At 65.4% G+C, this 24,955-nt stretch carries 20 protein-coding genes; 4 read left to right on the top strand and 16 right to left on the bottom strand.

From position 1 onward, the window contains the following. Positions 1–55: 55 nt before the first annotated feature. The 8 genes from ACZYR5_RS20415 to ACZYR5_RS20380 all read right to left on the bottom strand — a co-directional run bounded on the left by ACZYR5_RS20415 (position 56) and on the right by ACZYR5_RS20380 (position 8,188). Positions 56–1,198 (bottom strand): acyl-CoA dehydrogenase family protein, encoded by a 1,143-nt coding sequence (locus ACZYR5_RS20415; RefSeq protein WP_489091250.1) that lies wholly within the window; start codon positions 1,196–1,198, stop codon positions 56–58. After that, the gene (locus tag ACZYR5_RS20410; protein ID WP_489091249.1) at positions 1,195–2,400 is read right to left on the bottom strand and encodes an acyl-CoA dehydrogenase family protein; all 1,206 of its coding nucleotides are present in this window, start codon (positions 2,398–2,400) and stop codon (positions 1,195–1,197) included. Before ACZYR5_RS20410 ends, ACZYR5_RS20415 begins: the two co-directional genes overlap by 4 nt. Before the next feature lie 68 nt (positions 2,401–2,468). Beyond that, a complete protein-coding gene (locus ACZYR5_RS20405) occupies positions 2,469–3,638 on the bottom strand; it encodes an acyl-CoA dehydrogenase family protein (protein WP_489091248.1) in 1,170 nt (389 codons plus the stop codon). Between the two features lie 10 nt (positions 3,639–3,648). After that, complete coding sequence (locus ACZYR5_RS20400; RefSeq protein WP_489091247.1) at positions 3,649–4,827, bottom strand: lipid-transfer protein; 1,179 nt, start codon at positions 4,825–4,827, stop codon at positions 3,649–3,651. Positions 4,828–4,844: 17 nt separating this feature from the next. After that, entirely contained in the window at positions 4,845–5,264 is a 420-nt protein-coding gene (locus ACZYR5_RS20395) for a MaoC family dehydratase (protein WP_489091246.1), read from the bottom strand. After that, positions 5,236–6,369: an acyl-CoA dehydrogenase family protein gene (locus tag ACZYR5_RS20390; protein WP_489091245.1), complete on the bottom strand. Its 1,134-nt coding sequence runs from the start codon at positions 6,367–6,369 to the stop codon at positions 5,236–5,238. The genes ACZYR5_RS20395 and ACZYR5_RS20390 overlap by 29 nt, the downstream gene beginning before the upstream one ends. A gap of 8 nt (positions 6,370–6,377) precedes the next feature. Continuing rightward, entirely contained in the window at positions 6,378–7,346 is a 969-nt protein-coding gene (locus tag ACZYR5_RS20385) for a bifunctional MaoC family dehydratase N-terminal/OB-fold nucleic acid binding domain-containing protein (protein WP_489091244.1), read from the bottom strand. A 56-nt stretch (positions 7,347–7,402) separates the two neighbouring features. After that, a complete protein-coding gene (locus ACZYR5_RS20380; protein WP_489091243.1) occupies positions 7,403–8,188 on the bottom strand; it encodes an SDR family oxidoreductase in 786 nt (261 codons plus the stop codon). A gap of 141 nt (positions 8,189–8,329) precedes the next feature. On the opposite strand from ACZYR5_RS20380, the gene ACZYR5_RS20375 reads away from it, so the two are divergent. Next, positions 8,330–9,115, top strand: a complete 786-nt coding sequence (locus ACZYR5_RS20375) for an enoyl-CoA hydratase (RefSeq protein WP_489091242.1) — start codon at positions 8,330–8,332, stop codon at positions 9,113–9,115. 652 nt (positions 9,116–9,767) lie between these two features. Here ACZYR5_RS20375 and ACZYR5_RS20370 read toward each other — a convergent pair. The 8 genes from ACZYR5_RS20370 to ACZYR5_RS20335 all read right to left on the bottom strand — a co-directional run bounded on the left by ACZYR5_RS20370 (position 9,768) and on the right by ACZYR5_RS20335 (position 19,290). After that, positions 9,768–10,226 (bottom strand): REP-associated tyrosine transposase, encoded by a 459-nt coding sequence (locus tag ACZYR5_RS20370; protein ID WP_489091241.1) that lies wholly within the window; start codon positions 10,224–10,226, stop codon positions 9,768–9,770. A gap of 97 nt (positions 10,227–10,323) precedes the next feature. Further along, a complete protein-coding gene (locus ACZYR5_RS20365) occupies positions 10,324–12,180 on the bottom strand; it encodes a dipeptide ABC transporter ATP-binding protein (protein WP_489091240.1) in 1,857 nt (618 codons plus the stop codon). Further along, positions 12,177–13,019 (bottom strand): ABC transporter permease, encoded by an 843-nt coding sequence (locus tag ACZYR5_RS20360; protein WP_489091239.1) that lies wholly within the window; start codon positions 13,017–13,019, stop codon positions 12,177–12,179. Before ACZYR5_RS20360 ends, ACZYR5_RS20365 begins: the two co-directional genes overlap by 4 nt. Positions 13,020–13,029: 10 nt before the next feature. Continuing rightward, positions 13,030–14,088, bottom strand: coding sequence for an ABC transporter permease (locus ACZYR5_RS20355; protein WP_489091238.1), 1,059 nt, complete (start codon positions 14,086–14,088; stop codon positions 13,030–13,032). Further along, on the bottom strand, positions 14,081–15,646 hold the full coding sequence (locus tag ACZYR5_RS20350) for an ABC transporter substrate-binding protein (protein WP_489091237.1): 1,566 nt from the start codon (positions 15,644–15,646) through the stop codon (positions 14,081–14,083). Before ACZYR5_RS20350 ends, ACZYR5_RS20355 begins: the two co-directional genes overlap by 8 nt. Positions 15,647–15,657: 11 nt before the next feature. After that, entirely contained in the window at positions 15,658–16,851 is a 1,194-nt protein-coding gene (locus ACZYR5_RS20345) for an LLM class flavin-dependent oxidoreductase (protein WP_489091236.1), read from the bottom strand. Positions 16,852–17,484: 633 nt separating this feature from the next. Continuing rightward, complete coding sequence (locus ACZYR5_RS20340) at positions 17,485–18,219, bottom strand: class II aldolase/adducin family protein (RefSeq protein ID WP_489092855.1); 735 nt, start codon at positions 18,217–18,219, stop codon at positions 17,485–17,487. A gap of 15 nt (positions 18,220–18,234) precedes the next feature. Beyond that, positions 18,235–19,290 carry an ABC transporter substrate-binding protein gene (locus ACZYR5_RS20335; RefSeq protein ID WP_489092854.1) on the bottom strand — a complete coding sequence of 352 codons (1,056 nt, stop codon included), beginning with the start codon at positions 19,288–19,290 and terminating at the stop codon, positions 18,235–18,237. A 340-nt stretch (positions 19,291–19,630) separates the two neighbouring features. Here ACZYR5_RS20335 and ACZYR5_RS20330 point away from each other — a divergent pair, with 340 nt between their 5' ends. From ACZYR5_RS20330 to ACZYR5_RS20320, 3 genes are all read left to right on the top strand, one after another. After that, positions 19,631–20,872: an acyl-CoA dehydrogenase family protein gene (locus tag ACZYR5_RS20330; protein WP_489092853.1), complete on the top strand. Its 1,242-nt coding sequence runs from the start codon at positions 19,631–19,633 to the stop codon at positions 20,870–20,872. Between the two features lie 335 nt (positions 20,873–21,207). Then, a complete protein-coding gene (locus ACZYR5_RS20325; RefSeq protein WP_489092852.1) occupies positions 21,208–22,989 on the top strand; it encodes an ABC transporter ATP-binding protein in 1,782 nt (593 codons plus the stop codon). Next, positions 22,982–24,835 (top strand): ABC transporter ATP-binding protein, encoded by a 1,854-nt coding sequence (locus ACZYR5_RS20320; RefSeq protein WP_489092851.1) that lies wholly within the window; start codon positions 22,982–22,984, stop codon positions 24,833–24,835. The genes ACZYR5_RS20325 and ACZYR5_RS20320 overlap by 8 nt, the downstream gene beginning before the upstream one ends. Positions 24,836–24,955 lie beyond the last annotated feature (120 nt).

The raw sequence follows: 24,955 nt of genomic DNA, 5'->3' as shown, positions 1-24,955 counted from the left end.
CATCGCTAGCAAGCTAGCTCCTACAGGGGATTTGGGTGATGCTCAATGCCGGGGCTCAGGCATTGGCCGCATACCGCTCACAATGAAAATCCCGATCCCCCAGGCACGCCTGGGCAACACGCACATGCTTGAGGTACAGGCCGACATCCAGTTCATCGGTGACGCCAATCCCGCCGTGCATCTGCACCGCTTCGTTGGCGACCTTGATCGCGGTGTCGCCGGTTTTCCATTTCGCCAGGCTGACCAGGCGCGCGCGCTGTCGCGCCTCGACACCGCTGTCGTCGAGGCTCGCCAGCGCCGCCATCAGCGCACTGCGACTCAACGCCAGATCAACGTACATCTGCGCCGCGCGATGCTGCAGGACCTGGAAACTGCCCAGGCGCGTCTCGAACTGCTCGCGGGTCTTGAGGTATTCCAGGGTGGTGGCGAACAACTGCTCGGCCATCCCCAGCAGCTCCGCCGCGAGGCACACACGGCCACGGTCCAGCGCCGATTCAAGCACCGCCCAGCCCTGCCCCAGCTCGCCCAGCAAGGCCTGACTGCCGAGCTGCACCTGATCCAGCTGCAGGCGTGCGACATTGCGCGAGTCGATCAACGACAGCGCGCTGACGCTCAAGCCCGGCGCATCCGCCGGCAGCAGAAACAGGCTGATGCCCTGGGTGTCGCCCGGCTGCCCGGATGTGCGTGCCGCCACCACATAGGCGTCGGCGCCCAGGCCATCGACCACCGCCACCTTGTCACCCTGCAAGCGAAAGCCATCACCCTCGGCCACGGCCTGCAGCGCGATCCACCGTGGCTCATGACGGGATTGCTCGTCCACTGCCAGGGCCAGGCGCTGTTCGCCACTGATTACCGCCTGCAGCCACTGCGCCTGTTGCTGCGCGTTGCCCGCCAGGTGCACCAGCGAACCGCCGAGGACCACGCTGGAGAGCAACGGCATCGGCGCCAGGTTGCGGCCCATGGCCTCGAAGATCGGCCCCAGGCCCTTGCAACCGAAATCCAGGCCACCCAAGGCTTCGGGGAACGGAATCGCGCTCCACCCCAGCTCTACCGCGTCACGCCACAGCTGCGGATCGAAGCCCAAAGGTGTGGCCTCATCACGCAGTCGACGCTGGGCCGTGACCGGGCTACGGGCAGCGAGAAAATCCCTGGCACTGTCGGCCAGCAAACGCTGTTCATCGCTATAACGCAGGCTCATGGGTTGGCTCCTTTCTTCGCGTCGGGCAGGCCCAGCACGCGCTTGGCGATAACGTTCAACTGGATCTCCGAGGCGCCGCCGGAAATGGTCAGCGCGTAGCTGTTCAACCAGGAGCGGGTCACCGACAGCTGTTGCTCACTGAAGGCTTCGCTGTGCCAACCGAACGCCGAGCCGCCCATGGCATCGAGCAGCACTTCGAACTTGTCGCGCTCCTGCTCGGTGTGCACCAGCTTCATGATCGATATCAGGCCACTGACGTCCTCACCGGCCCGCCCTTCCTCGCCCATGCGCTGCACGGTGAGGTTGTAGGCCTGCTCGTTCATTGCGCAGGCCGTGGCCCGGGCGTGCAAGGCGTGCTCGCTTTGCGTTTGCGGCGCCGGTACGTATTCGCGCATCAAACCCAGCAGGTCGACATGGGACGGCAGGCTGAATTCGCCGAACTTCGACATCGCCTTGCGCTCGTGCTGCAGCAGGTACTTGGCCAGGTTCCAGCCACCGTTCAACGGGCCGATCAACTGGCTCTTGGGCACTTTCACGGCATCGAAGAACACCTGGCAGAAGGCCGATTTGCCGCTGATCAGATCGATCGGCTGCGGCTTCACCCCGGGGCTGCGCATGTCCAGCACAATCAGGCTGATGCCTTCGTGTTTCGGCGCGCTGAAATCGGTGCGCACCAGGGCGTACATCCAGTCGGACTTGTCGCCGTAGGAGGTCCAGATCTTGCTGCCGTCCACCACAAAGTGATCGCCGGCATCGCGCGCAGCCATTTTCAGGCTGGCCAGGTCGGAGCCGGCATTGGGCTCGGAGAAGCCCTGGCACCAGCGCACTTCGCCACGGGCGATGGGCGGCAGCAGGTCGCGTTTCTGTTGTTCGCTGCCGTAGGCCAGCAACACCGGGCCGAGCATCCAGATGCCGAGGTTGATTTGCGGCGGCCGACACTTGATCCGGCGCATCTCGCTTTCCAGCACCGCCAGTTGCTCTTCGCTCAGGCCGGCGCCGCCGTACTCCTCGGGCCACTCGGGACAGAACCAGCGCTTGTCACGCATGCGCTCGAACCACAGTTGCGCGTCTGCGCTGGGAAACTCCGGGTTCTGGCTGCCCCACACCACATCGCCTTCGGCCATTGCGGTACGCATCGACTGCGGACAGTTGGCCTCCAGCCAGGCACGGGTGTCGTGCCGGAATTGCTCGATAGTGCTCATCAATGTCCCCTTCGACTCGCCCCGGATGCAGGGCGAGTACGGTTCTTTTTGTTGGGTTGGGACCAGCGTCAGCGCTGCGCCCGTGGCATGCCGAGGCCGAACTGGGCGATCAGCTCACGCTGGATTTCATTCGTGCCGCCGCCAAAGGTCAGGGTCACCGAGCTGCGCAATTCATATTCCAGCTCGCCCTGCAGCAAGGTCGCCGCCGAGCCGCTGCGCATCGAACCATTGGCGCCAACGATGGCCGCCAGCTTGCGCAGGATCTCGATCGCCGACTCCGAGCCGAACACCTTGGTGGTCGAACTCAGGGCCACGTCCATGCGCTCGTGCTCGAGGTCGGCCGCAATGCGCATATTGATCAGGCGCATCGCCTCCAGCCGCGCATAACACTCGGCCAGCGAGCTGCGCACCCAGGCCTTGTCCATCGCCCGCCGTCCCTGCTCGTCGCGGGCCCGGGCCCACAGGTAGACCCGACGGAACAGCGCCACCACCTTGTCCGACCAGGTGCCCAGGCCCAGGCGCTCGTGATTGAGCTGCGAGGTGATCAGCTTCCAGCCGCCGTGCAGTTCGCCCACCAGCATCTCGTTGGGCACCCGCACGTTGTCGTAGTAGGTGGCCGTGGTCGGGATGCTGGTGGTCGGGATCAGGGTGTGGGAGAAGCCCGGCGTGGTGGTGTCGACGATCAGCAGGGAAATACCCTTGTGCCGCGCCTGCTCGGGGTCGGTACGGGCCGCCAGCCAGATGAAGTCGGCGGATTCGGCGCCCGAAGTCCACAGCTTGTTGCCATTGACCACAAAGCCGTCGGCGTCCTGACGGGCGCTGGTTTTCAGCACCGCAAGGTCGCTGCCGGCACCGGGTTCCGAGTAGCCGATGGCAAACATGATCTCGCCGGCGGCGATGCCCGGCAGGAAGCGTTCCTTCTGCAACGCGCTGCCATGGGTCATCAAGGACGGGCCGACGGTGCTGATGGTGACAAATGGCAACGGCGCGCCGGCGATGTTCGCTTCTTCGAAGAAGATCAACTGCTCGGTAGCGGCGAAACCCTGGCCGCCGTGGGCCTTCGGCCAACCCACCGCCAGCCAGCCGTCACGCCCCATCTGGCGGATGGTCTGGCGGAACAGCTCGCCGCCTTCCTTGCCGCGCAGCTGGTCGCGCATGTCCGGGGTCATCAGGGCCTGGAAATAGTCCCGCACCTTGTGGCGCAGGGCGTGTTGTTCGGGAGTGAGGTCAACGAACATCTGCTGCTCCTTAGGCTGCGCCGAGAATCAGGCCGCTGGTGGGCACGCCGGTGCCGGCGGTGACCAGCACGTTCTGCACATCCGCCACCTGGTTGACCGCCGTGCCACGCACCTGGCGCACCGCCTCGGCGATGCCGTTCATGCCGTGGATATAGGCCTCGCCCAGTTGCCCGCCGTGGGTGTTGATCGGCAGCTTGCCGCCACGGGCGTGGTGCCCGGCGCGGATGAATTCCTTGGCCTCGCCGCGCTTGACGAAGCCGAACTCTTCCAGTTGCGGCAGCACGAACGGGGTGAAGTGGTCGTAGATCACCGCGGTCTGGAACGCTTCAGGACCGAGGCCCGACTGGCGATACAGCTCGCGGGCGACCACGCCCATTTCTGGCAGCCCGGTGATGTCATCGCGGTAGAACGAGGTCATGCTCTGCTGGCCATGGCTGATGCCCTGGGAGCCGGCCTTGATGGTCACCGGTTTCTGACGCAGGTCACGGGCACGCTCGGCCGAGGTGATGACCATGGCCACCGCGCCGTCGGACTCCTGGCAGCAATCGAGCAGGTGCAGCGGCTCGCAGATCCAGCGCGAGGCCTGGTGCTCTTCGAGGGTGATCGGCTTGCCGTGGAAGAACGCCTGGGGGTTGGTCGCGGCAAAATCCCGCGCCGCCACCGCCACTCGGCCGAAGTCTTCGCTGGTGGCGCCATAGGTGTGCATATAGCGCTGGGCGAACATCCCGACCCAGGCCGCCGGCGTGTGGAAGCCGTGGGGCATGTACCAGCCGTAGTTGACGTTGTCGAAGGTCGGCGTCGAGGCAAAACCGTAGCTGCCGGTGCCGAAGCGATACCAGGAACGCTCGTTCATCGCCCGATACACCACGACAACCTTGGCCACGCCTGTGGCCACGGCCATTGCCGCGTGCATCACCGGCCCGCAAGCCGCGCCACCGCCATGGGGCACCTGGGAGAAAAACTTCACGTCCTTGCAGCCCAGCAGGCGGGCGATCTCGTATTCCGGGACCTTGTCCACCGAATAGGAACTGAAGCCCTCGACCTCGCTCGGGTCGATGCCGGCGTCCTTGAGCGCACTCAGGGTCGCCTCCATGGCCAGGCGCAACTCGGTGCGCCCGGAGTTCTTGGAAAATTCGGTCGCGCCCAGACCAACGATCGCGGCACGCCCGGAAATCGATGAATCAGTCATCTGTGTGTCTCCGGCTATCAGGGCAGGACCAGCGCGACCGTGCCGGTCACGTGGTTGCCCATGGAATTTTTGCCGCTCAAGGTGATTTCCACCGAGCGAGTCTGCGCATCGACAGCACTGACGCTGCCACTGAAGGTCATGCAGTCGCCGGGGTAATTCGGTGCGCCAAGCTTGATTTTCAGCGCGGTGAACTGCGCCAGCGGACCAGCCCACTGCTCGACGAACCGCTGCACCAGGCCGTTGGTGGTGAGGATGTTCATGAAGATGTGCGGCGAGCCCAGTTCCCGCGCCGCCTGGGCGTCGTGGTGGCCGGGGAAGTAGTCGCGGGTGGCGATCGCGCCGCCGTTGATCAGGGTCACGGTAATCGGCACCGCCAGTTCCGGCAGGGTTTCGCCGGGGCGCACGTCTTCAAAGCGCTTGGTGTTCTTGGAGGTCATATTTCCATCCCAGCTTGTCGTTATCGTTGAGCCAGTCGCCGAGGCGTTCCAGGTTTGCCGCCGAACCGCCCAAGGCGAGGCTCAGGCCGCGGCTCCAGTAGAGAAAACGGTGAATCGGATAGGTCAGGTCAACGCCGATGCCGCCATGCACATGCTGCGCGGCATGGCCGATCCGGTGCCCGGCTTCACAGGCCAGCCAGGCGGTGGCCAAGGCTTCGCTCGGCGCCGGCAGGTCGGCGTCGATGCGGTAGGCCAGCTGCCACAAGGCGGTGCGCAAGGCTTCGACGGCGATATGGGTGTCGGCCATGGTCATCTGCACCGCCTGGAAGCTGCCGATGCTGCGCTCGAACTGCCGGCGCTCGCTGACATAGGCCACGGTGCGGCGGATCTGCTCTTCACTGCTGCCCAGTTGCAGGGCGGCCAACGCCGCGACACTGCGCAGCTCCAGCCAGGCCACCGCATCGCTTGGCAGCAACGCTGCGCTGTCCACCGTCAGCCCGTCGATGTGCAGGTCGGTGACCGCCTCGCCATGGGTCAACACCGCCGGAATCCGTTTGATCTGCGGCGCCGAGAGGTCGACCAGGACCAGCCGTGGCTGCCCTTCGGCCTGCACCAGCAGCAGCGCCGCTGCGGCCTGATCGCCCAAAGACAGGGCCGCGACTCGGCCACTGAGTGTCCAACCCTCTGCCGTCGGTTGCGCCTGCAACTCGATGCCCAGGGCGTTGTTCAAACCGTCGAGGGACAGGCTCAGCAGCGCTACGCCGGATGCCGCCCGGGATATCCAGTCGGCATGCTCGCTGGCGGCAAAACGCGCCAGGGTCGCCGCGGCGAGTTGATGCCGCCACAACGGCACCTGGGCCAGGGCCTTGCCCTGGGCCTGCAGCACCAGCATCAGCTCGGTCATGCCCAGGCCGCTGCCGCCGTGTTCCTCGGGAATGGCCAGGGCCTGCAGGCCGGTCTCGATGCACAACGCCCAGAGCGGCGCCATCATCGGCTCGCCACTGACATCCCACTGGCGCATGTAGTCGTCATGGCAGTGGTCGACAAACAGTCCGTCGGCCATTTCGGCAATGGCGCGCTGGTCTTCGCTCAATTCGAAATCCATGGGGGCTCCTATGCCTCTACCGGCCGGAACAGCGGCAGGGACTGCTGGTCATCGAAGGTCTGGAACTCGACCTGCAGGCGCTGGCCGATCTTCAACGCTTCGCGCTCGATGCCTACCAGCCCGGCGATCAGGCGCACGCCCTCGGCCAGTTCGATCAGGCCGATCGGATTCGGATAGTCGAACGGCGGCACCTCCGGGTAATGCATCACCACGAAGGAATACAGGGTCGCCTGGCCGCTGGCTTGCACGGTGTCCCAGTCGAAGCTGTGGCACTCGATGCACACCGGGGCCGGTGGGTGGCGCAGGGTCTGGCATGCCGTGCAACGCTGGATCAGCAACTGACCCTGGGCGCAGCCTTCCCAGAAGAACCGCGTGTCATCGCTGATCCCCGGCAGCGGGCGCTTGGGTTTGATTGGTGCGGCGTCGGCCTTGACCGGAGGCTGGGCATTGGCCGGACGGAACTTGAACACGCGGAACAGCAGCTCACCGACCGGCTCGTCACCGCTGGCCTTTTCGACAAAGTGGCTCATCACCAGGGTGACGAAGAAACCGGTGCCGAGGGCGGTGGTTTTCTCGTCGCTGACCGCATCCAGGCGCGTGGTGTAGTAGAGCTTTTCGCCGAGGCGCACCGGACGGGTGAAGCTCAGTTCGGAGTTGACCGCCACCGTGGAGCTGTAGTCGTAGGCTTCCATTTCCTTGAGCACCTCGTAGGGGTTCTCGTCGGTGGAGCCAGGCGGATAGTTGTTGGCGTGCAGGCCTTCCATGGTCCACACCTGGAGCATCGCCGGCGGGGCAATCAGGCCTTCATGCGCGGTGCCGAGGGCAAACTGCGGGTCGGTGTACAGCGGGTTGTCGATGCCCATGACTTCGCACCACTGGCGAATCATCGGCGCATTGATTTCGTCCCAGGCGTACACGCGGCCGTACTGGCGGCCCACCAGGGCGCGCACATTGGATAGCAATTGTGGATCAGCCAAAGTCGTCTCCTTCAGAATGAAGGCGGCGCCGGAACCCGGTCGCCGCAGTAGGTCGATCAGGTCGGCAAGACTTGCGCGGCGCCGAGGAATGCCGGACGTTCACCGCCACCATGCAGCAGCAGGTTGCAGCCGCTGGCGTAACTGGCCAGGGGCGATGCGAGGTACAGGCAGGCGTTGGCGATGTCTTCGGCCACTGCCATGCGCGCTGCCGGAATCCCGGCGGCAACAGCGGCAATCCCGGCTTCGGTGCCGTAGTGCAGATGGGCCTGTTCGGTCAGCACCAGCCCGGGACTGACCGTGACCACCCGAACCTTGGGCCCCCACTCCACCGCCAGCGACTGCACCAGCGCCAGTACCCCGGCCTTGGCCGCGCCATAGGCAGCGGTGCCGGGCGATGAACGCAGTGCACTGATGCTGCCGATGAACAGGATGCAACCGCCCTGCACCTGGGCCTGCATCAGGCGGTTGGCGTGCTGGGCGACGTTGAACGGGGCGATCAGGTTCAGATTGATAATGCTTTCGTGAAAGCGCGGCGAGGCGGTGGCCGCATCGGCGGCCGGACTGCCGCCAGCATTGTTGATCACCACGTCGAGGCGACCGAAATCACGTTCGATGGTGGCGAACAAACGCTGCAGCGAATCAGCGTCGCGCACATCCGCGGCGATGAAGGTGGCGCGCTTGTCGCCGACGCTTGGCAGCTGCTCAGGCTCACGCCGAGCACAGACGATCACCCGGGCGTTCGCCGCCAGGAACCCCAGCGCGATACCGGCGCCGATGCCTTTGGTGCCACCGGTGATGAGTATCACCTTGGCGCTGTAATCAAGACCCGAGTGCAGCTCCATCATGTGCTCCTTTTCTACTGACAAGGCTCACTCTAGGGAGGAACAGCAGGCCAAACTACGTCTGAACGGACGATGAAATTTCGCCCTCGCGAACCGGACACTGGCGACCATTTACGGCTTTTCAGGCTTAAGAGGCTGCCCATGTCCGACGTCTCCGCTGCACCGGTCCTGCTGGAACACCCCCTGCCCGGCGTGGCTTTACTACGCCTCAATCGGCCCCAGGCGACCAACGCCCTGAGCCTGGAATTGCAGGCGTTGCTCTCACAGCATTTCAGCGAGCTGGCGCTCGATCCGCAGGTGCGTTGCATCGTGCTCACCGGTGGCGACCAGGTGTTCGCCGCCGGGGGCGACATCAACAGCATGGCCGGTGTGGGCGCCATCGATATCTACAAGCGCCACACCGAACGGGTCTGGGGGCCGATCCAGCACTGTCCGAAACCGGTGATCGCGGCGGTCTGCGGCTATGCCTATGGCGGCGGCTGCGAACTGGCGATGCACGCCGACCTGATCGTCGCCGGGCGCAGCGCGCGCTTCTGCCAACCGGAAATCCGCATCGGCATCATGCCCGGCATCGGCGGCACCCAACGCCTGGTGCGTGCCGTGGGCAAGGTCAAGGCGATGCGCATGGCGCTGACCGGGCAGCCGATCAGCGCTGAAGAGGCGTGGGTGGCCGGGTTGGTCAGCGATTTGGTGGACGATGATCAGGTGCAAGCGCATGCGCTGGAGTTGGCGCGGGTGATCGCGGCAATGCCGGCGTTGGCGGCCGAGCAGATCAAGGAGGTGATCCTCGCCGGCATGGATGCGCCGCTGGAAACCGGATTGGCCCTGGAGCGCAAGGCCAATGCGCTGTTATTTGCTTCGCGGGATCAGAAAGAGGGGATGCAGGCGTTTATCGAGAAGCGCGGGGCAAGGTTTGAGGGTAATTAGCCGCGGGAGCTGAAAGTCCGTAGGAGCTGGCTTGCCAGCGAAGCAATCCCCAACCATACATCGCCACAACCAACGCCTTCGCCGGCAAGCCGGCTCCTACAAGATTATGGTTCGATCACAACATCCGGGCGCCCACAAACCCCGTAGGAGCTGGCTTGCCAGCGAAAGCAATCCCCACCCATACATCGCCACAACCGACGCCTTCGCCGGCAAGCCGGCTCCTACAAGATTATGGTTCGGTCACAACATCCGGGCGCCCACAAACCTGTAGGAGCTGGCTTGCCAGCGAAAGCAATCCCCACCCATACAGCACCACAACCAACGCCTTCGCCGGCAAGCCGGCTCCTACAAGATTATGGTTCGGTCACAACATCCGGGCGTCCACAAACCTGTAGGAGCTGGCTTGCCAGCGAAAGCAATCCCCACCCATACAGCACCACAACCGACGCCTTCGCCGGCAAGCCGGCTCCTACAATTATGGTTCGGTCACAACATCCGGGCGCCCACAAACCCCGTAGGAGCTGGCTTGCCAGCGAAAGCAATCCCCAACCATACATCGCCACAACCAACGCCTTCGCCGGCAAGCCGGCTCCTACGGGGTCGTGCGTCGTACATCCATCGTCCGTCCCCGCAGCACAACCGATACACTGCCTCACACCCAAACGGCATCCCACAGCGGATAATCCCCTACCCGCCTGACCAGCCCGGCGCGCAGCGGGTTGGCGACTACGTAGCGGGCCGCCGTCAACAGGTCTTCCTCGCGACGAATGGCACGATCATGGAAGCCTTTTTGCCAACGTTGTCCTGAGCGCCCGAAGTGAACATTGATGGCCCGCGCACTGCGGGATTTTGTCGCAAGCATCAGCTTCGCCAGAGTGCTGTCTTGCAGCTCGACCAACCAATGGAAATGATCCGGCATTACCACCCAGGCCAGGGGGTCGGCCCTTTGCTCAAGCTGCGCCTGGCGGAACTGGGTAACCAACAGACGGCCCACCCGCCAATCAGCAAACAAGGGGTCACGGCCTTGAGTCACGGCGGTGAGCAGGTAGACCTGACCGGATTGTGAAAATCGGCCGGAACGCAGGCGACGGCCATGTAGGTGAGCGGGCATTCCTTTGCCCTCCAGTATCAGGAGTGAAGAGCAAAGGTTAGTTTCAGTAAAAAACCCTGGATCAAAAAATTCTGACTGAATGTCTCCACATCGGCGCCTACACCCCCCCCATCAACGTCGGCGAATGCTCGAGCAACGTGCGCGTATACCCCGCCTGCGGCTGATCCAGCACCCCATCCACCGCCCCCTGCTCCACCACCCGCCCCTGTTTGAGCACCAGCACCTGATCGGCGATGGCGCGGACCACGCCCAGGTCGTGGGTGACGAACAACAGGGTCAATCCCTCGTCCTGCAACTGGCGCAGCAAGGCAAGGATCGAGGCCTGGACCGAGACGTCCAGCGCCGAGGTGATTTCGTCGCAGATCAGCAGCCGTGGCTCGCAGATCAGCGCACGGGCAATCGCCACCCGCTGCCGTTCGCCCCCCGACAGACTATGGGGATACGCATCAGCCACCGAAGCCGGCAGCGACACCCGTTGCAGCACCGCCTCTACCCGCCGCCGCGCCTCGGCGCCCTTGATCCCGAAGAAATGTTCCAAGGGCCCGCTCAAGGTCTGCAATACCGTCTGCCGCGGATTCAACGCCCGGTAAGGGTTCTGGAAAATGTACTGGATCTGATGCCGCAGCCCCGCCTCGCGCTGGCGTGCACTCAGGCTCAACGGCTGCCCGGCATAGCGCAGTTGCCCCTCGGCGTTCTCCCCCAGCCCCGCCACCGCCCGCGCCAGGCTGGTCTTGCCCGAGCCCGACTCGCCGACCAAGGCCAGGCACTGCCCCGGCGCCACGCGCAGCGACACGTCGAACAGCACCTGGCGATCGTAGGCCACGTTCAGGTCGATGACTTCGAGCAAGGCCGGACGCTCCTCCACTTCGTCGACCTGCCGCGATGGCGCCGCCGGGATCAACTGCAACGCCTGGCGATGGGGCTCCAGGCACGCCACCTGCTGCCCCGGCGCCAATTCCTGTAGGGCCGGTTCCGTCGCCGAGCAAGCGACACTACGCCGTGTGCAGCGTGGCGCAAAACCACAGCCATGCGGACGCTGGCCCGGGGCCGGGGCGTGGCCGCCGATTGCCCGCAATTCGCGGCGTTGCGCCACATCCGGGATCGCCGCCAGCAAACCGCGGGTATAGGGATGGGCCGGACGACTGAACAGCGCCTCGCGGGACGCCGATTCGACGATCCGCCCGGCGTACATCACCAGCACCCGATCCACCAGATCCTTGATCACCGCCAGATCATGGGACACGTACACCGCCGCCACCCCCTGGCTTTTGCACAGGCGGCGCAAGGTGGCGAGGATGTGCGCCTGGGTGGTCACGTCGAGCGCGGTGGTCGGCTCGTCGAGCACGATCAGCCGTGGCCGCAGGACGAAGGCCAGCGCGAGCATCACCCGTTGCTGCTGGCCGCCGGAGAGTTGATGGGGGAAGCGGCGGAGGAAGTCGCGGTCGGTGGGTAGGCCGACGTCGTGGAGGGTTTCGGCAATTCGATTGGTGGTGCCTGCATCGCTGGCAAGCCAGCTCCTACGGGGATTTGCGTCGGGTTTGGAATTTCTGGTGTTCCCTGCCTGATGCGCCGCCAGGGTCTCGCGCAACAACGCGCCAATCCGCAGCGCCGGGTTCAACGCCGTCGCCGGATCCTGCGCCACATAGCCGATCAAACTGCCCCGCGCATGACGCAAGTCTTCGCCCTGCAGTTCCAGCAACGGCTGCCCCGCCACCTCGACCCGCCCCTGGACAATCCGTGCACCGCTGCGGGCATGGGCCAGCAACGCCGTGGCCAGGGTGGTCTTGCCGGAGCCCGACTCGCCCACCAGCCCCAGGATCTCCCCGGCCGCGACACTGAACGACACCCCGGACAGCACATCCACCTGCCCCGGCAACTCGACCCGCAGATCGGTGACCTGCAGCACCTGGGTATCGACACGGCTGTGCCCTGGCAAACCTGCGAGCGCATTCATGGCTGCTTCTCTCCAATCCGTGAACTGCTGCGGCCAATGCCTTCAGCGAGAATATTGGTGCCATAGGCAAAGATCCCGATCAGCAGCGCCGGGGCCAACACGGCCCAGGGCTGGACCAGCAGGCCGGCCTGGTTTTCATTGATCATCAGGCCCCAGTCGGCGGTCGGCGGCGCCACCCCGTAGCCGAGGAAACTCAGGCCCGAGAGCATGCCCACCGCCCAGGTGAGCATGTTGCCGAAGTGCACCAGCAAGGGCGTGAGGATGTTCGGCAGGATCTCGCGAAACAGAATCCGCGGTCGCGAATAACCCATCATCTGCGCCGCCTCGACGAACTCCTGGCCGGCCACCGCTACCGCACTGCCCCGGGCCAGACGAATCACGCCCGGCGTAAAGGCGATCGCCACCGTCAGCACGATCAGCCACGGCGCGCGGCCGAGCATCGAGACAATCAGCAGCACCAGGATCAGGTCGGGAAACGCCAGCGAGACATCCGCCAGCCAGGTGATCAACTGATCCAGTCGACGCCGGGAAAACCCCGCGAGCAACCCCAGGGTGCCGCCCACCAGCAAGGCAATGGCGGCCGCCGCCACGGACATCCACAACACCGACACGCCGCCGCTGAGCAAACGCGAGACCACGTCGTGGCCGAGAAAGTCGTAGCCCAGCCAGGCGGCACCGCTGGGCGCGCCGTAGACCATGCCCAGCATGTCGGTCGGCGCATGGGGCGCCAGCCACGGGCCGAACAGCGCCAGGGTTATCACCAGCGCGGTGATCCAGGCGCCCTTGCGGGTTTGTGCTTGTGCCAGCCAGGGCCAGCGAGTGGCGGATAAATCACGCATGCAGCACCTCTCACGGAGCCTTGGGGGTGGAGCGTCGCCACCAGGGCAGGATGCCCCGGCGGTTGCGCTGGATCATGGTCACGCGCCGCGCGGTGCGCAGTTTTGGCGTGAGCAATACGGTCAGCAGGTCGGCCAGCAGATTGATCAGCACCACACCGAGGGTGATGACCAGCACGATGGCCTGGATCATCGGCAGGTCGCGCATCTGGATCGCCGAATTGAGCGCGGTGCCGATCCCCGGATAGCTGAAGATCACCTCCGCCAGCAGCGCCCCGCCGATCATCGTGCGCAGGGTCAGGGCCACGCCCTGGATAGCCGGCACCAGGGCATTGGGCAAGGTGTGGCGCCAGACGATGCGCCACTCGGCAATCCCGCGTAGCCGGGCGGCGATCACGTAGTCCGACTCCAGCGCCTCGATCATCGCCGCCCGCACCATGCGCGTCAGGTACGGCAGCGCCGACAGGCTCAGGGCCAATATCGGCAGCACGAGGAACTGCAACTGGCGCCAGACTGAGGTGTCCGGGTCGATCAGCGAGACCGCCGGCAATACGTCCATGTGCGGCATGGAAAACAGCAGCACCAGCCCAATGGCGAGGAGAAAACCCGGGGTGGCCTTGAGGAAAATCAGCAACGACAGGCACCCGCGGTCGAGGCGACTGTCGCGGCGCAGGGCCAGGGTCACCCCCAGCAGCAACGCCAGCGGTACGACGACGGCGATCACGCCGGCCAACAGCGCCAGGGTGTAGCCGAAGCGCCCGAACAGCAGGCTGCCGACCGGCGCGTTGGAGTCCAGCGACACCCCCAGTTCGCCACTCAAGGCCTGGCCAAGCCAGCGCAGGTATTGCTCGAGGATCGGTCGATCCAGCCCCAACTGACGTTGCAGGGTGAGGATGCTTTCCAGCGGCGCATCCGGGCCGAGGATCACCCGTGCCGGGTCGGAGGGCAGCGCCTGGGTGGCGATAAACACCACCAGACTGATCACCCAGGCGGTCAGCAGGCCGTAGCCGAGGCGGCCAATGAACCAGGCCAGCCAGGCCGGAGTACGTGGCGGTTTGCAGGATTCAGGCATGGTTCAACCACAGCTCGTCGAAGCGCCAGGAGGCGAAGGTGGTTTGCTCGGGCGTCAGGCCACCGACCCGGGTCGAGGCAGCATCGAGCACGTCGTTGAAGCCCCAGATCAACAGCCCGCCACGCTCGTGCTGGATGCGTTGGGCTTCATGCACCAGCAGCTTGCGCTGAGCCAGATCGGGCTGGGCCAGGGCCTGGGTGTACAGGGCGCTGAAGCGCTCGTCGTGGAAATTGCTGCGGTTGTAGATCGCCTGCGGCGCGTCGTTGTGCAGGGCCGAAGCGAGGAAACCGCGCGCCGGGGTCGAGCCCGGCGACAACAGCCAGTTTTCCCGCTGCGGGCCGTTGAACACCGAGCCGTCGACCTGAGTCACCTTGATCTCCACACCGGCTTTCTTGGCCTGCTGGGCGAACACCAGCGCGGCGTTGACGCCCGGCCCCGGTGTGGTGGTCAGCTCGACCCGCAGGTCGTCCTGGCCGGCCTGGCGCAACAGCGAACGCGCCTGCTCCAGGTCGTAGGGGCGCTGGGCAATTTCGTGGTTGTAGGTCGGGTCGTGGGGCGAGTACAGGTCGTTGGCGACCCGGCCGAAACCATTCAGGCCACGGCCCACCAGCTCCTGCCGATCCGCCAGCAGGCGGAACGCCTGGCGCACCCGCACGTCCTGGAACGGCGCCTTGGCCAGGTTCAGGTTAAAGCCGGTGAACGAGGTACTCGGCGACACGTACAGCTGGAGCCGCGAGTCGGCCTTGAGCAGCGCGCTGTGTTCGGCCTGGACCCCGCTGGCGACGTCGATCTGCCCGGCGCGCAAGGCCGCCGAACGCGAGACCTGGTCCTTGAATTCGATGATTTCCAACTCATCGGCGTAGGGCTGATTGGGCTTGTAGTAGTTCTCGAAGCGGCTGTAGAGCGAGCGCTGGCCGGGGATGAAACTCTTGAGCTTGTAGGGCCCGGCGCCCACCGGATTGCTGATCGGGTGGTAGTCGGTGGGCACTATCCCACCGAAGCTGATCAGGGTTTCGTCCAGCGGGAAAAAGCTCTGCCCTTCCTTGAAGCGGATCTCGATGGTGCGCGGATCGAGCTTGCGCAAGGCGTTGCGGTCGATAGCCCCGACCAGCCCGGCAAAGGGCGAAGCCAGTTTCGGATCGGTCAGGCGCAGGATTGAAAACAGCATGTCGTCGGCGCCGATGCTTTTGCCGTGGTGAAACTCCAGTCCCGGTTTGATGCGGATGGTCCAGGCGCTGGCGTCGGCATTCGGCTCGGCGAATTCAGCGAGGGCCAGGCGCGTGCTGACGTCGCCATTCCACTCCCAGAACTTGCTGTACAGCGCCCAGCCACGAATGATCCCGCCGCCCACCGGCTTGTGCGCGTCGAGGTTGCCCGACTGATCGCCGTCGATAATGCCGACGCGCAAGCGCCCGCCATAGGCCGGCGTGCTTGATTGCACCCGGGCCTCGCTGACGCGCTCATCGCAGCCGCTGAGCAGGCTGCCACCCAGCAGCAGGCCACCGCCGACCGCCAGGCTGTTGCCGAGAAACACCCGGCGGGAAAATTCATCACTCATCGCGTCTGTCCTTATGCCTGTTCGCGGAGGCGCTGGGCCGGCTGCGCGCTGACGCCCAGGCGCGGCACATCGAAGCCGTGGTCGAGGTCGAGCAACGGGAACAGCAGGTCGGCGACCCGATGGGCTTCGTCGATCAATGGGAAACCGGAGAGGATGAACGCCGAGGTGCCTTCAGCTTCGTACTCACGAATGCGCTCGGCGACCTGCTCGGCGCTGCCCACCAGGTAGGTGCCGGCTGCGGGGCCCAGCAGGTTGAAGCCGAACAGGCTCGGGCCGAGCCAGACGTTGGGGTAGATCTCCAGGTCGCGGGCCTTGGGCAGACGTCCGGCGCGCACGGTGTCGAGGTTGCGCTGGGTTTGCGGGTCGTCGCTCTGGTAGCTGTCGAAGGTCTCGCCGGGCGGCAACTGGCGTTCGATGGCGGCGCGCGCGGTCTGCAGCGAGGTACGCTGGAGGAGTTTTTCGGCGTGGGCCCAGGCCTCTTCCTCGGTCTCGCGGACGATGATCTGCAGACGGGTGCCGAAGGTCAGCTCGCGGCCGATCTTCGCCGCTTCGGCAGCCACCTTGCGGAATTTTTCGCCAAGTTTCGGCGGGGTGTTGGCGAAGCTCAGGTAGACGTCGAGCAGTTGCACCGAATGGGCCACGCCTGGGCCGGAGGTGCCGGCGCCCCACAACGGGATACCGGGCTTCTGTTTGGGCGGATGCCAGCCACCCAGTGGATGCTGCGCGGCAGCCGGCGAGCGGGGGGCGAGCTTGACGTATTGGCCGTCGTAGCCGGCAGTTTCGCCGGCGTAGAAACCCTGGAACGCGCGCCAGTATTCGAGGCTGAAGTCGTAGCGCTCGTCGTGGGGGTAGTGCACGCCCAGGGTCGCGAGGCCCGCGTCGTTGCCGTTGACCACGTTGAACAGCAGGCGGCCATTGGAAAACTGGTCGAAGGTCAGCGCCCACTTGGCCAACACCGCCGGCGACAACTCGCCCGGATGCTGCGCCACCAGGAAGCGCAGGCGCTGGGTGGCGTCGATCAACGCGGCAGACACCGCCAGGCTTTCGTTGGGACTGGAGCCCAGCAGCGAACCGTAATAGCCGAGGCGATCACTGGCCACGGCGAGTTGCTTGAGGTGCTCGAAATCGGTTTTCCATCGGCCCTCGGGCTCCCACGGATAAGGGCCGTCGGGGGTGGTGAGGTACCAGAGAATCTTTACTGCCATGGGGTGGGTTCCTTGTTCAAAAAATTCATGTAGGCGCTGGCTTGTCGGGACGCCGCATCGCAGCGAACCTGCCACCTCGGTGCGCCAGACCCACCGCCTTCGTCGGCAAGCCGGCTCCTACGGGGTTACGGGTCAGTCAAAACATCCAATGCATCCGCAAGCCTGTGTAGGAGCTGGCTTGCCAGCGAAGACAATCCCAAGCCATGCATCGCCAGATCCACCGCCTTCGCCGGCAAGCCGGCTCCTACAGGGTTACGGGTCAGTCAAAACATCCAATGCATCCGCAAGCCTGTGTAGGAGCGGGCTTGCCAGCGAAGACAGTCCCAAGCCATGCATCGCCAGATCCGCCGCCTTCGCCGGCAAGCCGGCTCCTACAGGGTTACGGGTCAGTCAAAACATCCAATGCATCCGCAAGCCTGTGTAGGAGCGGGCTTGCCAGCGAAGACAATCCCAAGCCATGCATCGCCAGATCCGCCGCCTTCGCCGGCAAGCCGGCTCCTACGGGGTTACGGGTCAGTCAAAACATCCAATGCATCCGCAGGCCTGTGTAGGAGCTGGCTTGCCAGCGAAGACAATCCCAAGCCATGCATCGCCAGATCCGACGCCTTCGCCGGCAAACCGGCTCCTACGGGGTCATGGCGTCCGCCGATCAATCGCCGGCACCAAGCCCAACTCCGTGGCCTTTTCGAACAACCCACTCATCTTCCACTGCTGCGTCAGCACCCCCGGTCCATAGGCTCGCGAGCCACCCAGGGCATCCGCCAGCAACTGCAATTGGGCGCCCTCCTCCAGCAACAGGATGAATTCCGCAGTGGCCCGCAGCCCCTGCTTGCCCCACACCGTGGAGCCGCCGTTGGCTTCGAGGATCGCCAGGTTGAACGGGTTTTCGGCGATCTTGTCGAGGATGAAATCGACTTCCGCCTGGCGTCGGTCGATGTACACCGGCAGCTCGCGGGCCAACTGGTAACGCTGCACCGGCACGTAGTGGAATGGCAGCGTGCGGTGGGTCTGGGCCCAGGCGCCGAGGTACGGCGAATGCACGTGGGACACCGTGGTGATATCCGGATGGGTCTGGAACAGCTTGGTGTAACGCCCCAAACCACCCTTGCCCTTGCCGTAGATCACCTTGCCGGCGAAGTCGGTGACGGTCGCCTGCAGCGGCTTGCGGTAGTTCCACGGGCCGCCGTAGTTGACCGATACCAGCAGTTCCTCACCCGGCACTCGCTCGATAAAGCCCACCGTGCCGTTGGCGGTGATGGTGTTGGTTTCGCGGAACACCGTGAACGCCTCTTCGGCCTCCAGCAGCACCTGGTCGATGAAGGCTTGCAGTTGCTCGCTGATCAATTGTTCGTGGATAAGCACAGTCATGGGGATTCTCCAGGTTCAGGCGCGGCGCTTGGCCAACAGTTCATGGGCGGCTTGCAGTGGGCGCGGGTCGACCCAGTCGGCGATGTTGAAATCGCCTTCGAGGAAGCCGTGCAGGTAGAGGAAATCTTTCTGGATGCCGAGGAATTCCAGGCGCTGTGTCGACAGGTCCGGCGCCAGGGTGGTATGGAAATCGCCGCGATAGGCCTCGGCGACACCGGCGCTGCCGGCGCGGGTTTCTTCTTCGAGGATCTGGTTCAGCGCCTCACGGTTGTTCGCGGCCCAATCAGCGGCACCGAGGGTTTGCGCGAGGAAGCGCACCACCAGATCGAAGTGATTGTCGAGCAGGCTCTGGTGCACGGTGATCGGTCGCGGCGTGCCGTTATTGACCCGATAGCGCGGGTCTTCGATCAGGTCCAGGTCGATGCCCACCACCAGGCCCAGGCGTCGCGCGGCGTCGGCGGCGGAGGCGCCCTTGACGTAGACCGCATCGACTTCGCCACGCACCAGGTAATCCAGGCCAGACCACAGGCGCTGCAAACCTTCGTTGGGATTATTCGCCGCCTGCTGGTCCTGCAACGCCACTTCCACCAGTTGCACGTCGTCGAAACCCAGCCCGGCCAGGCTCAACGCGCCCTTGTAGCCGTGCAGGCTCATGGCTCGAGCGATGCTCCCCGGACGGCTGTCGCCCCAGGCCGGCAGGGCCAGGCGCTTGCCTTTCAGGTCGGCGGCGCTGCGGATGCCGGAGTCCGGACGCACGAGAATGGTTTGCCATTCCTCGATCCAGGTCAGGCCGATCAAACGGCTCGGCGCACCGGCGGCGCGGGCTGCGAGCGCCGGTACATTACCGCCCTCGCGAAACAGCCCGGGCAGTTGGTGATCGTAATGGTGGTGACCCAGTTGCCGAGCCTCCTGCAGGGTCGAGACCGGCAGGCCATCGGCGGCGAATTCGTCCGCCAGCCAGCCGAGTTTGTAGGCGATGCCGGAAGCGGTCGGCACCGGGCAGCGGGTGAACCAGATCCGCTCGAGTTCAGCTTCGACAAGCGGTTGGGTAATTTGGGCAGCAAGCGTCATGGGCAGCTCCAGCGGGTTGGGCAAGACAGTTGCCAAGCCCATTGCAGCGCCCGTGCCAACCGCGCAAAGCCCCGGATTACGGGGCCTGCAGCGACGAGCCTGAAAATCGCCCGCTGACCATTGCTGACCTGCCAGCAGCTTTGCACAGGCGCTGCTGCTGGCTCAGCAACAGAGCACAGCGCATTGCTGCCCCAGCAGCAGTCGGTCCCTGGGCACCCCGCCCAACCCCGCGTCCGGCCTGGCCTGGGCGACCTTGGCGCAGTCCTTGCTCAAGGCCCCTTCACCCCCGGTGCGCCGCAGACCCGCGCCCGGCCCGATTGTCCTTTTCCGAGGTAGCACCATGAGCACCCTTGAACACCTTCCTGCCCATCCCGTCCGTGTACTGCGCAGCGAAGACGAAGCCATCGCCGCCGCCCGCGAAATTGCCCTGGAGATCGCCGAGATTGCCGCCGACCCCAGGCACAACAACCAACTGCCGCGGCGTCAGGCGCAGCTGTTGTCGGAAAGCGGCCTGACCGCCATCGGCGTGCCCAAGGCCTTTGGCGGCCTCGGCGCGTCGGTGCAGACCATCGTCGAAACCGTGCGCCTGATCTCGGTAGCCGATGGCGGCGTCGGCCAGTTGCTGCAGATCCACAACGTGATGCTGCGGGGAATTTTCAGCGGCTACCCGGACGAGGTGCGTGACCGGCTGATCAGCGATGTGCTGGCCGGCAAGCGTTTCGGCAACGCCCTGGCGGAGGTCGGCGGCAAGAACAAGTTCGCCCTGAAGACCCGGGTCGAACGGCGCGCCGACGGCAAGCTGATCCTCAATGGCAGCAAGTTCTACTCCACCGGTTCGTACCTGGCCGAGTGGATTTCCCTGACCGCAGCGTCCGATGACGGCGGTGCCGGGGTGCTGCTCAATCGCAACACCCCGGGCCTGACCCTGGTGGACGACTGGGAGGCATTCGGGCAGAACAACTCGGTCAGCGGCACGGTGATTTTCGACAACATCGAACTCGACGAGCGTTTCGTTTCCCAGCGCAAAGGTCCGATGAAGCGTACTGGCCTGACCTTCCCGCAGATCCTCCACGCGGCCATCGATACCGGCATCGCCGCCGGCGCGCTGGGCGCGGCGGTCGACTACCTCAAGCAGCACGCCCGGCCCTGGGTGGAAAGCGTTGTCGAGCGCGCCAATGAAGAGCCGCACATCATCAAGCAGATTGGCGAATACGCGGTGGCGCTGCGGGCGGCCGAGTCGCTGCTGCGGGACGCCGCGCGGGTGTTTGACCAGCATGAACTGGACCCGGAGAACAAGGCGTTGCAGGACGAGCTGATTCTCTCGGTGGCCACCGCCCGGGCCCATTCCGATGGCGCCTCACTGAAGATCTCCAGCGATATTTTCTCCCTGCTTGGCGCCAGTTCGTCCCTGAGCAAATGGAACCTCGACCGCTTCTGGCGCAATGCCCGGGTGCACACCACCCACGACCCGATCCGCTGGCGCCTGCATCACGTCGGCAACTACTACCTCAATGATGTCGATCCGGGGGAGTACACGGCGATTCTCAATGCCAAGGAAAAACAGGGGGCGACTCGGGGCTGACGGCTTATCACAACGACCTTGGTGACACCGGCCCTCCCCTTCGTTCACAGAACCTGTAGGAGCCGGCTTGCCGGCGAAGTCGGTGGGCCTGACACACCGCGGTGACTGGTTCGCTGCGATGCGGCGTCCCGACAAGCCAGCTCCTACAAGGATCCGGGTCGTTCACAACAGCCGGTCCCCTCACAGAACCTGTAGGAGCCGGCTTGCCGGCGAAGGCGGTGTGTCTGATTTAACGCCTTCGCTGGCAAGCCAGCTCCTACGGAGACCTGGGGCAGTCACAACATTCCCGGTGCCCACCGGATAGCCCTCTCATTCCCCCCCAACCGAGCCCTTCAATGATTGAAAAACACCCCCTTCTGCGCTGCCTGGCGATCTACCGGGAGATGCCCTGGCGCTTTGCCCTGGTGGCGGCGCTGTATATCGCGATCAACCTCGGCCTGGTCTGGCAGCAATGGCTGATCGGCCATGCCGTCAACGATGTCAGCGCTGGCCGGGCGGTGGTGCGCCAGGCTGACGGCAGCCTGGATGCCAGCCTCGGCTGGTACTGGCTGTGGCTGATGCTCGCCGTGGCGCTGGGCCGTGGCGTGCTGCAATACGCTGCCAGCGTGCTGTCGCTGGTGCTCAGCCAGGAACTGCTGACGCGCCTGCGCGAGCGCATCCTGCAGCAGGTGCAGAACCTGCACCTGGGCTATCACTGGCAACACGGCATGGGCGAGATGATCACCCGCACCACCCGTGATGCCGACAAGGTCCGCGACGCGCTGATCAGCTTCTGGCGCCAGTTGGTGGAGACGCCGCTGGTGGTGCTCGCCACCGTCGGTCTGCTGGCCTGGTATCACCCGCTGCTGGGGCTGGTGCCATTGCTGCTGACGGTGCTCGGCCTGTGGATTTTCGTGCGCCAGACCGAGCGCCTGGTCAGCCTCGACCGGGCCGTCGGCGCCGCCTACGACCGGGTCAACCAGGACCTCAGCGAAGGCATCGGCGGCGTGCGGGTGATCAAGTCATTCGGCCTCGAACACAGCCGCATCCAGCGCTTCGCCACGCAGGTCGCGGTGTTCGCCGACCACGCGCGCGCCGCCCTCGCCTACTCCAGCTCCCGCATCCCGCTGCCGCAAGCGGTGGTCGCCCTCGGCCACGTGTGGATCCTGGTCTACGGCGCGCAACTGGTGGCCAACGGGCAATTGGGCATTGGTGAACTGGTGACCTCGCTGCTCATCGCCACGACCCTGGTGTTTCGCATCGAAGGCATCGGCCGGGTGATGCAGACCTTCGCTGACGCCCGCTCCAGCGCCGAACGCATCTGGCACCTGCTGGACGAGCCGGCGGCCATCCGCAGCGCCGAGGCTCGGCTACCTGACTCTGCGCTGGGACTGAAACTGGAGCAGGTCAGCGTCAGCGCCCCAGGCGGCGGGCGAGCGATCCTCGACGACTGTTCACTGACCCTGCAACCCGGCGAAATCGTCGCCCTGGTGGGCGCCACCGGCACCGGCAAAAGCCTGTTGGCCAGTCTGCTGCCGCGTCTCACCGAGGTCAGCGGCGGACGCCTGCTGCTGGGCTCCGACAGCGCCGGTTGGCAAGACATCCGCGACCTCGACCTGGGCCAACTGCGCCGTCGGGTGCACGTGGTGCCCCAGGAAAGTTTCCTGTTCTCCGACACCCTGGCCGCCAACCTGCGCCTCACCGCGCCCGGTGCCAGCGACGAGCAACTGCGCCAGGGCCTGCGCCTGGCCGCTGCCGAAGACGTGCTGGAGCGCCTGCCCCAGGGCCTCGACACGCCATTGGGAGACCGAGGCGTGACCCTCTCCGGCGGCCAGCGCCAGCGCCTGAGCCTGGCCCGGGCGCTGCTCGGCGAGCCGGACATCCTCTGCCTGGACGACGCCACTAGCGCCCTCGACGCCATCAGCGAGCGCCAGGTGCTGGACAACCTGCGCCAATTGCGCCGCGACCAGGGCCGGGCAACCACTGTGCTGCTGATCTCCAGCAAGCTCTCGACCATTCTCCTTGCCGACCGCGTGCTGCTGCTCAAGGACGGCCGCATCAGCGCCAGCGGCCGTCACGCCGAACTGCTGCGCACCCACCCCGACTACCGCGAACTGCTAGGGATCGACCATGGCTAATCCAATCGCCGGCAAAGCCTTGAGCGATATCGAAATTGAAGAAATGCTCGCGAAAAAAGCCCTCGACCGCAGCATGTTCACGCGTCTGCTGCCGTTGCTGCGGCCGATTCGCGGGTCGATAGTCGCGGTGATCGGCATCGAGCTGCTGCTGGTGTTCACCGTGTTCCTGCGGCCCTGGTTCGTCCGTGAACTGCTCGACCGCGGCCTGGTGGCCGAAGCCGATCACTGGCTGCTCGACGAGCGCCTGGTGCTGTGGCTCGGCCTTGGGCTGGCAGCCAGTTGGCTGGGGCGCTTCCTGCTGGCCGGGATTTCGCAGTTCATCGCCGGCAGCGCCGCGATCCAGGTGCTCAACGCACTGCGGGTGCGGGTGTTTGCCCACGTGCAGAGCCTGAGCGTCGGCTACTTCGACAAGACCCGCGCCGGGCGGATCATTTCCCGCGCCGACCGCGACGTCGACAGCCTCGAACCGCTGCTGATCCAGGGCCCACCAGAACTGCTCGGAGCGCTGCTGCGATGTGGTCTGGCAGCCGTGATGCTGTGGCGCATCGACCCGCGTTTCTTCCTCAGCCTGGCGGCCACCGTGCCCCTGCTGGCGCTGGCGACCTGGAGTTTCAAGCGGATTTCCCAGCGCAACTGGGCCAAGGTCGCGGAGAACCGCAGCCGCTTCACCGCCCACCTGGTGGAAAGCGTCAGCGGTGCGCGGATGCTTCAGCAGTGCGCCCAGGAAGCGCCCAACCTCAAGCGCTACCGCCGGCTGCTGGAGGACTTCAACCAGGCGCTGATTCGCGGCAGCCTGCGCTCCAGCTGGTTCGCACCGTTCACCGCGCTGCTCAGTTCGGCCGGCATGGCGGTGCTGTTGCTGGTGGGGGGTTATGGCCTGGCCCAGGCCGAGGTCACGGTGGGACAGATCGCCGAAAGCCTGTTCTACGTGTTCCTGTTCCTCGGCCCGCTGCAGGAGCTCTCGGACCTGTTCGAACGCTACGCCACCGGCTCGGCCTCGGCGCAGCGAATCTTCCTGCTGCTCGACACCCAGCCGCAGATCAATGACAGCCCTACCCCGCAACCGCTGGGCCGGGCCCGCGGTGCGGTGAGTTTCCAGCAGGTGCGATTCGCCTATGAGCCGCAGAGTCCGACGCCGGTGATCGACCAGCTGGATCTGCTGATCAATCCCGGCGAGGTACTGGCGATCGTCGGCCCGTCCGGCCACGGCAAAAGCACTCTGGTGCAGTTGCTCACGCGGTTCTACGAGGCGCAATCCGGGGCGGTGAAACTCGACGGCATCGACGTGCGCGATCTGAGCCAGCGCGACCTGCGGCGCAATGTCGGCGTGGTGCTGCAGGACAATGTGCTGTTCAGTGGCTCGATCCTCGACAACCTGCGCCTGGCCGCGCCCGAGGCCGACGATGCGCGCCTGATCGCCGCCGCCCGCGAACTGGGAGCCGATGAGGTGCTGGAGCGCCTGCCCCATCAGTACCGCACCGAAGTCGGACCGCTGGGTGGGCACCTCAGTCACGGGCAGCGGCAACTGGTGTGCCTGGTCCGCGCCTATCTTGCCGATCCGGCGGTGCTGGTGCTCGACGAAGCCACTTCGGCGGTCGACATCCACACCGAGCGGCGCATTCAGCGTGCGTTCCGCCGCCTGTGCCAGGGCCGCACGGCGATCATCATCGCCCACCGCCTGGCGACCATCCGCGACGCCGACCGCATTGCCGTGATCCAGCGCGGACGCCTGGTGGAGCAAGGGCCGCACACCCAACTGATCGCCCAGGGCGGTGCCTATGCCGCGCTGTACCAGACCTACCTGCGCAGCGCCGCCAGCGAGGATCAGGTCGTCGCCACGGCTTGAGCCTGTTGCCGCGCCAACAGCCACTGCTGACGAGGTGCTGCTACAGACGCAGTGCTTCGTGCGCAGCGGCGCCAAACCCCGTAATAGAGCCTCCCCGGCGCATGGCATGGGCGTTGCACT

This window comes from Pseudomonas sp. F007 (assembly GCF_057814275.1).
Note: the sequence above shows the minus strand (reverse complement) of the source record. Positions and strands in the feature narration are given on the sequence as shown.

Bases quoted from the DNA above. Each gene is read 5' to 3' on its own strand.
- ACZYR5_RS20415 (WP_489091250.1), bottom strand. From the start codon at position 1,198: ATGAGCCTGCGTTATAGCGATGAACAGCGTTTGCTGGCCGACAGTGCC.
- ACZYR5_RS20410 (WP_489091249.1), bottom strand. From the start codon at position 2,400: ATGAGCACTATCGAGCAATTCCGGCACGACACCCGTGCCTGGCTGGAG.
- ACZYR5_RS20405 (WP_489091248.1), bottom strand. From the start codon at position 3,638: ATGTTCGTTGACCTCACTCCCGAACAACACGCCCTGCGCCACAAGGTG.
- ACZYR5_RS20400 (WP_489091247.1), bottom strand. From the start codon at position 4,827: ATGACTGATTCATCGATTTCCGGGCGTGCCGCGATCGTTGGTCTGGGC.
- ACZYR5_RS20395 (WP_489091246.1), bottom strand. From the start codon at position 5,264: ATGACCTCCAAGAACACCAAGCGCTTTGAAGACGTGCGCCCCGGCGAA.
- ACZYR5_RS20390 (WP_489091245.1), bottom strand. From the start codon at position 6,369: ATGGATTTCGAATTGAGCGAAGACCAGCGCGCCATTGCCGAAATGGCC.
- ACZYR5_RS20380 (WP_489091243.1), bottom strand. From the start codon at position 8,188: ATGGAGCTGCACTCGGGTCTTGATTACAGCGCCAAGGTGATACTCATC.
- ACZYR5_RS20375 (WP_489091242.1), top strand. From the start codon at position 8,330: ATGTCCGACGTCTCCGCTGCACCGGTCCTGCTGGAACACCCCCTGCCC.
- ACZYR5_RS20370 (WP_489091241.1), bottom strand. From the start codon at position 10,226: ATGCCCGCTCACCTACATGGCCGTCGCCTGCGTTCCGGCCGATTTTCA.
- ACZYR5_RS20365 (WP_489091240.1), bottom strand. From the start codon at position 12,180: ATGAATGCGCTCGCAGGTTTGCCAGGGCACAGCCGTGTCGATACCCAG.
- ACZYR5_RS20360 (WP_489091239.1), bottom strand. From the start codon at position 13,019: ATGCGTGATTTATCCGCCACTCGCTGGCCCTGGCTGGCACAAGCACAA.
- ACZYR5_RS20355 (WP_489091238.1), bottom strand. From the start codon at position 14,088: ATGCCTGAATCCTGCAAACCGCCACGTACTCCGGCCTGGCTGGCCTGG.
- ACZYR5_RS20350 (WP_489091237.1), bottom strand. From the start codon at position 15,646: ATGAGTGATGAATTTTCCCGCCGGGTGTTTCTCGGCAACAGCCTGGCG.
- ACZYR5_RS20345 (WP_489091236.1), bottom strand. From the start codon at position 16,851: ATGGCAGTAAAGATTCTCTGGTACCTCACCACCCCCGACGGCCCTTAT.
- ACZYR5_RS20340 (WP_489092855.1), bottom strand. From the start codon at position 18,219: ATGACTGTGCTTATCCACGAACAATTGATCAGCGAGCAACTGCAAGCC.
- ACZYR5_RS20335 (WP_489092854.1), bottom strand. From the start codon at position 19,290: ATGACGCTTGCTGCCCAAATTACCCAACCGCTTGTCGAAGCTGAACTC.
- ACZYR5_RS20330 (WP_489092853.1), top strand. From the start codon at position 19,631: ATGAGCACCCTTGAACACCTTCCTGCCCATCCCGTCCGTGTACTGCGC.
- ACZYR5_RS20325 (WP_489092852.1), top strand. From the start codon at position 21,208: ATGATTGAAAAACACCCCCTTCTGCGCTGCCTGGCGATCTACCGGGAG.
- ACZYR5_RS20320 (WP_489092851.1), top strand. From the start codon at position 22,982: ATGGCTAATCCAATCGCCGGCAAAGCCTTGAGCGATATCGAAATTGAA.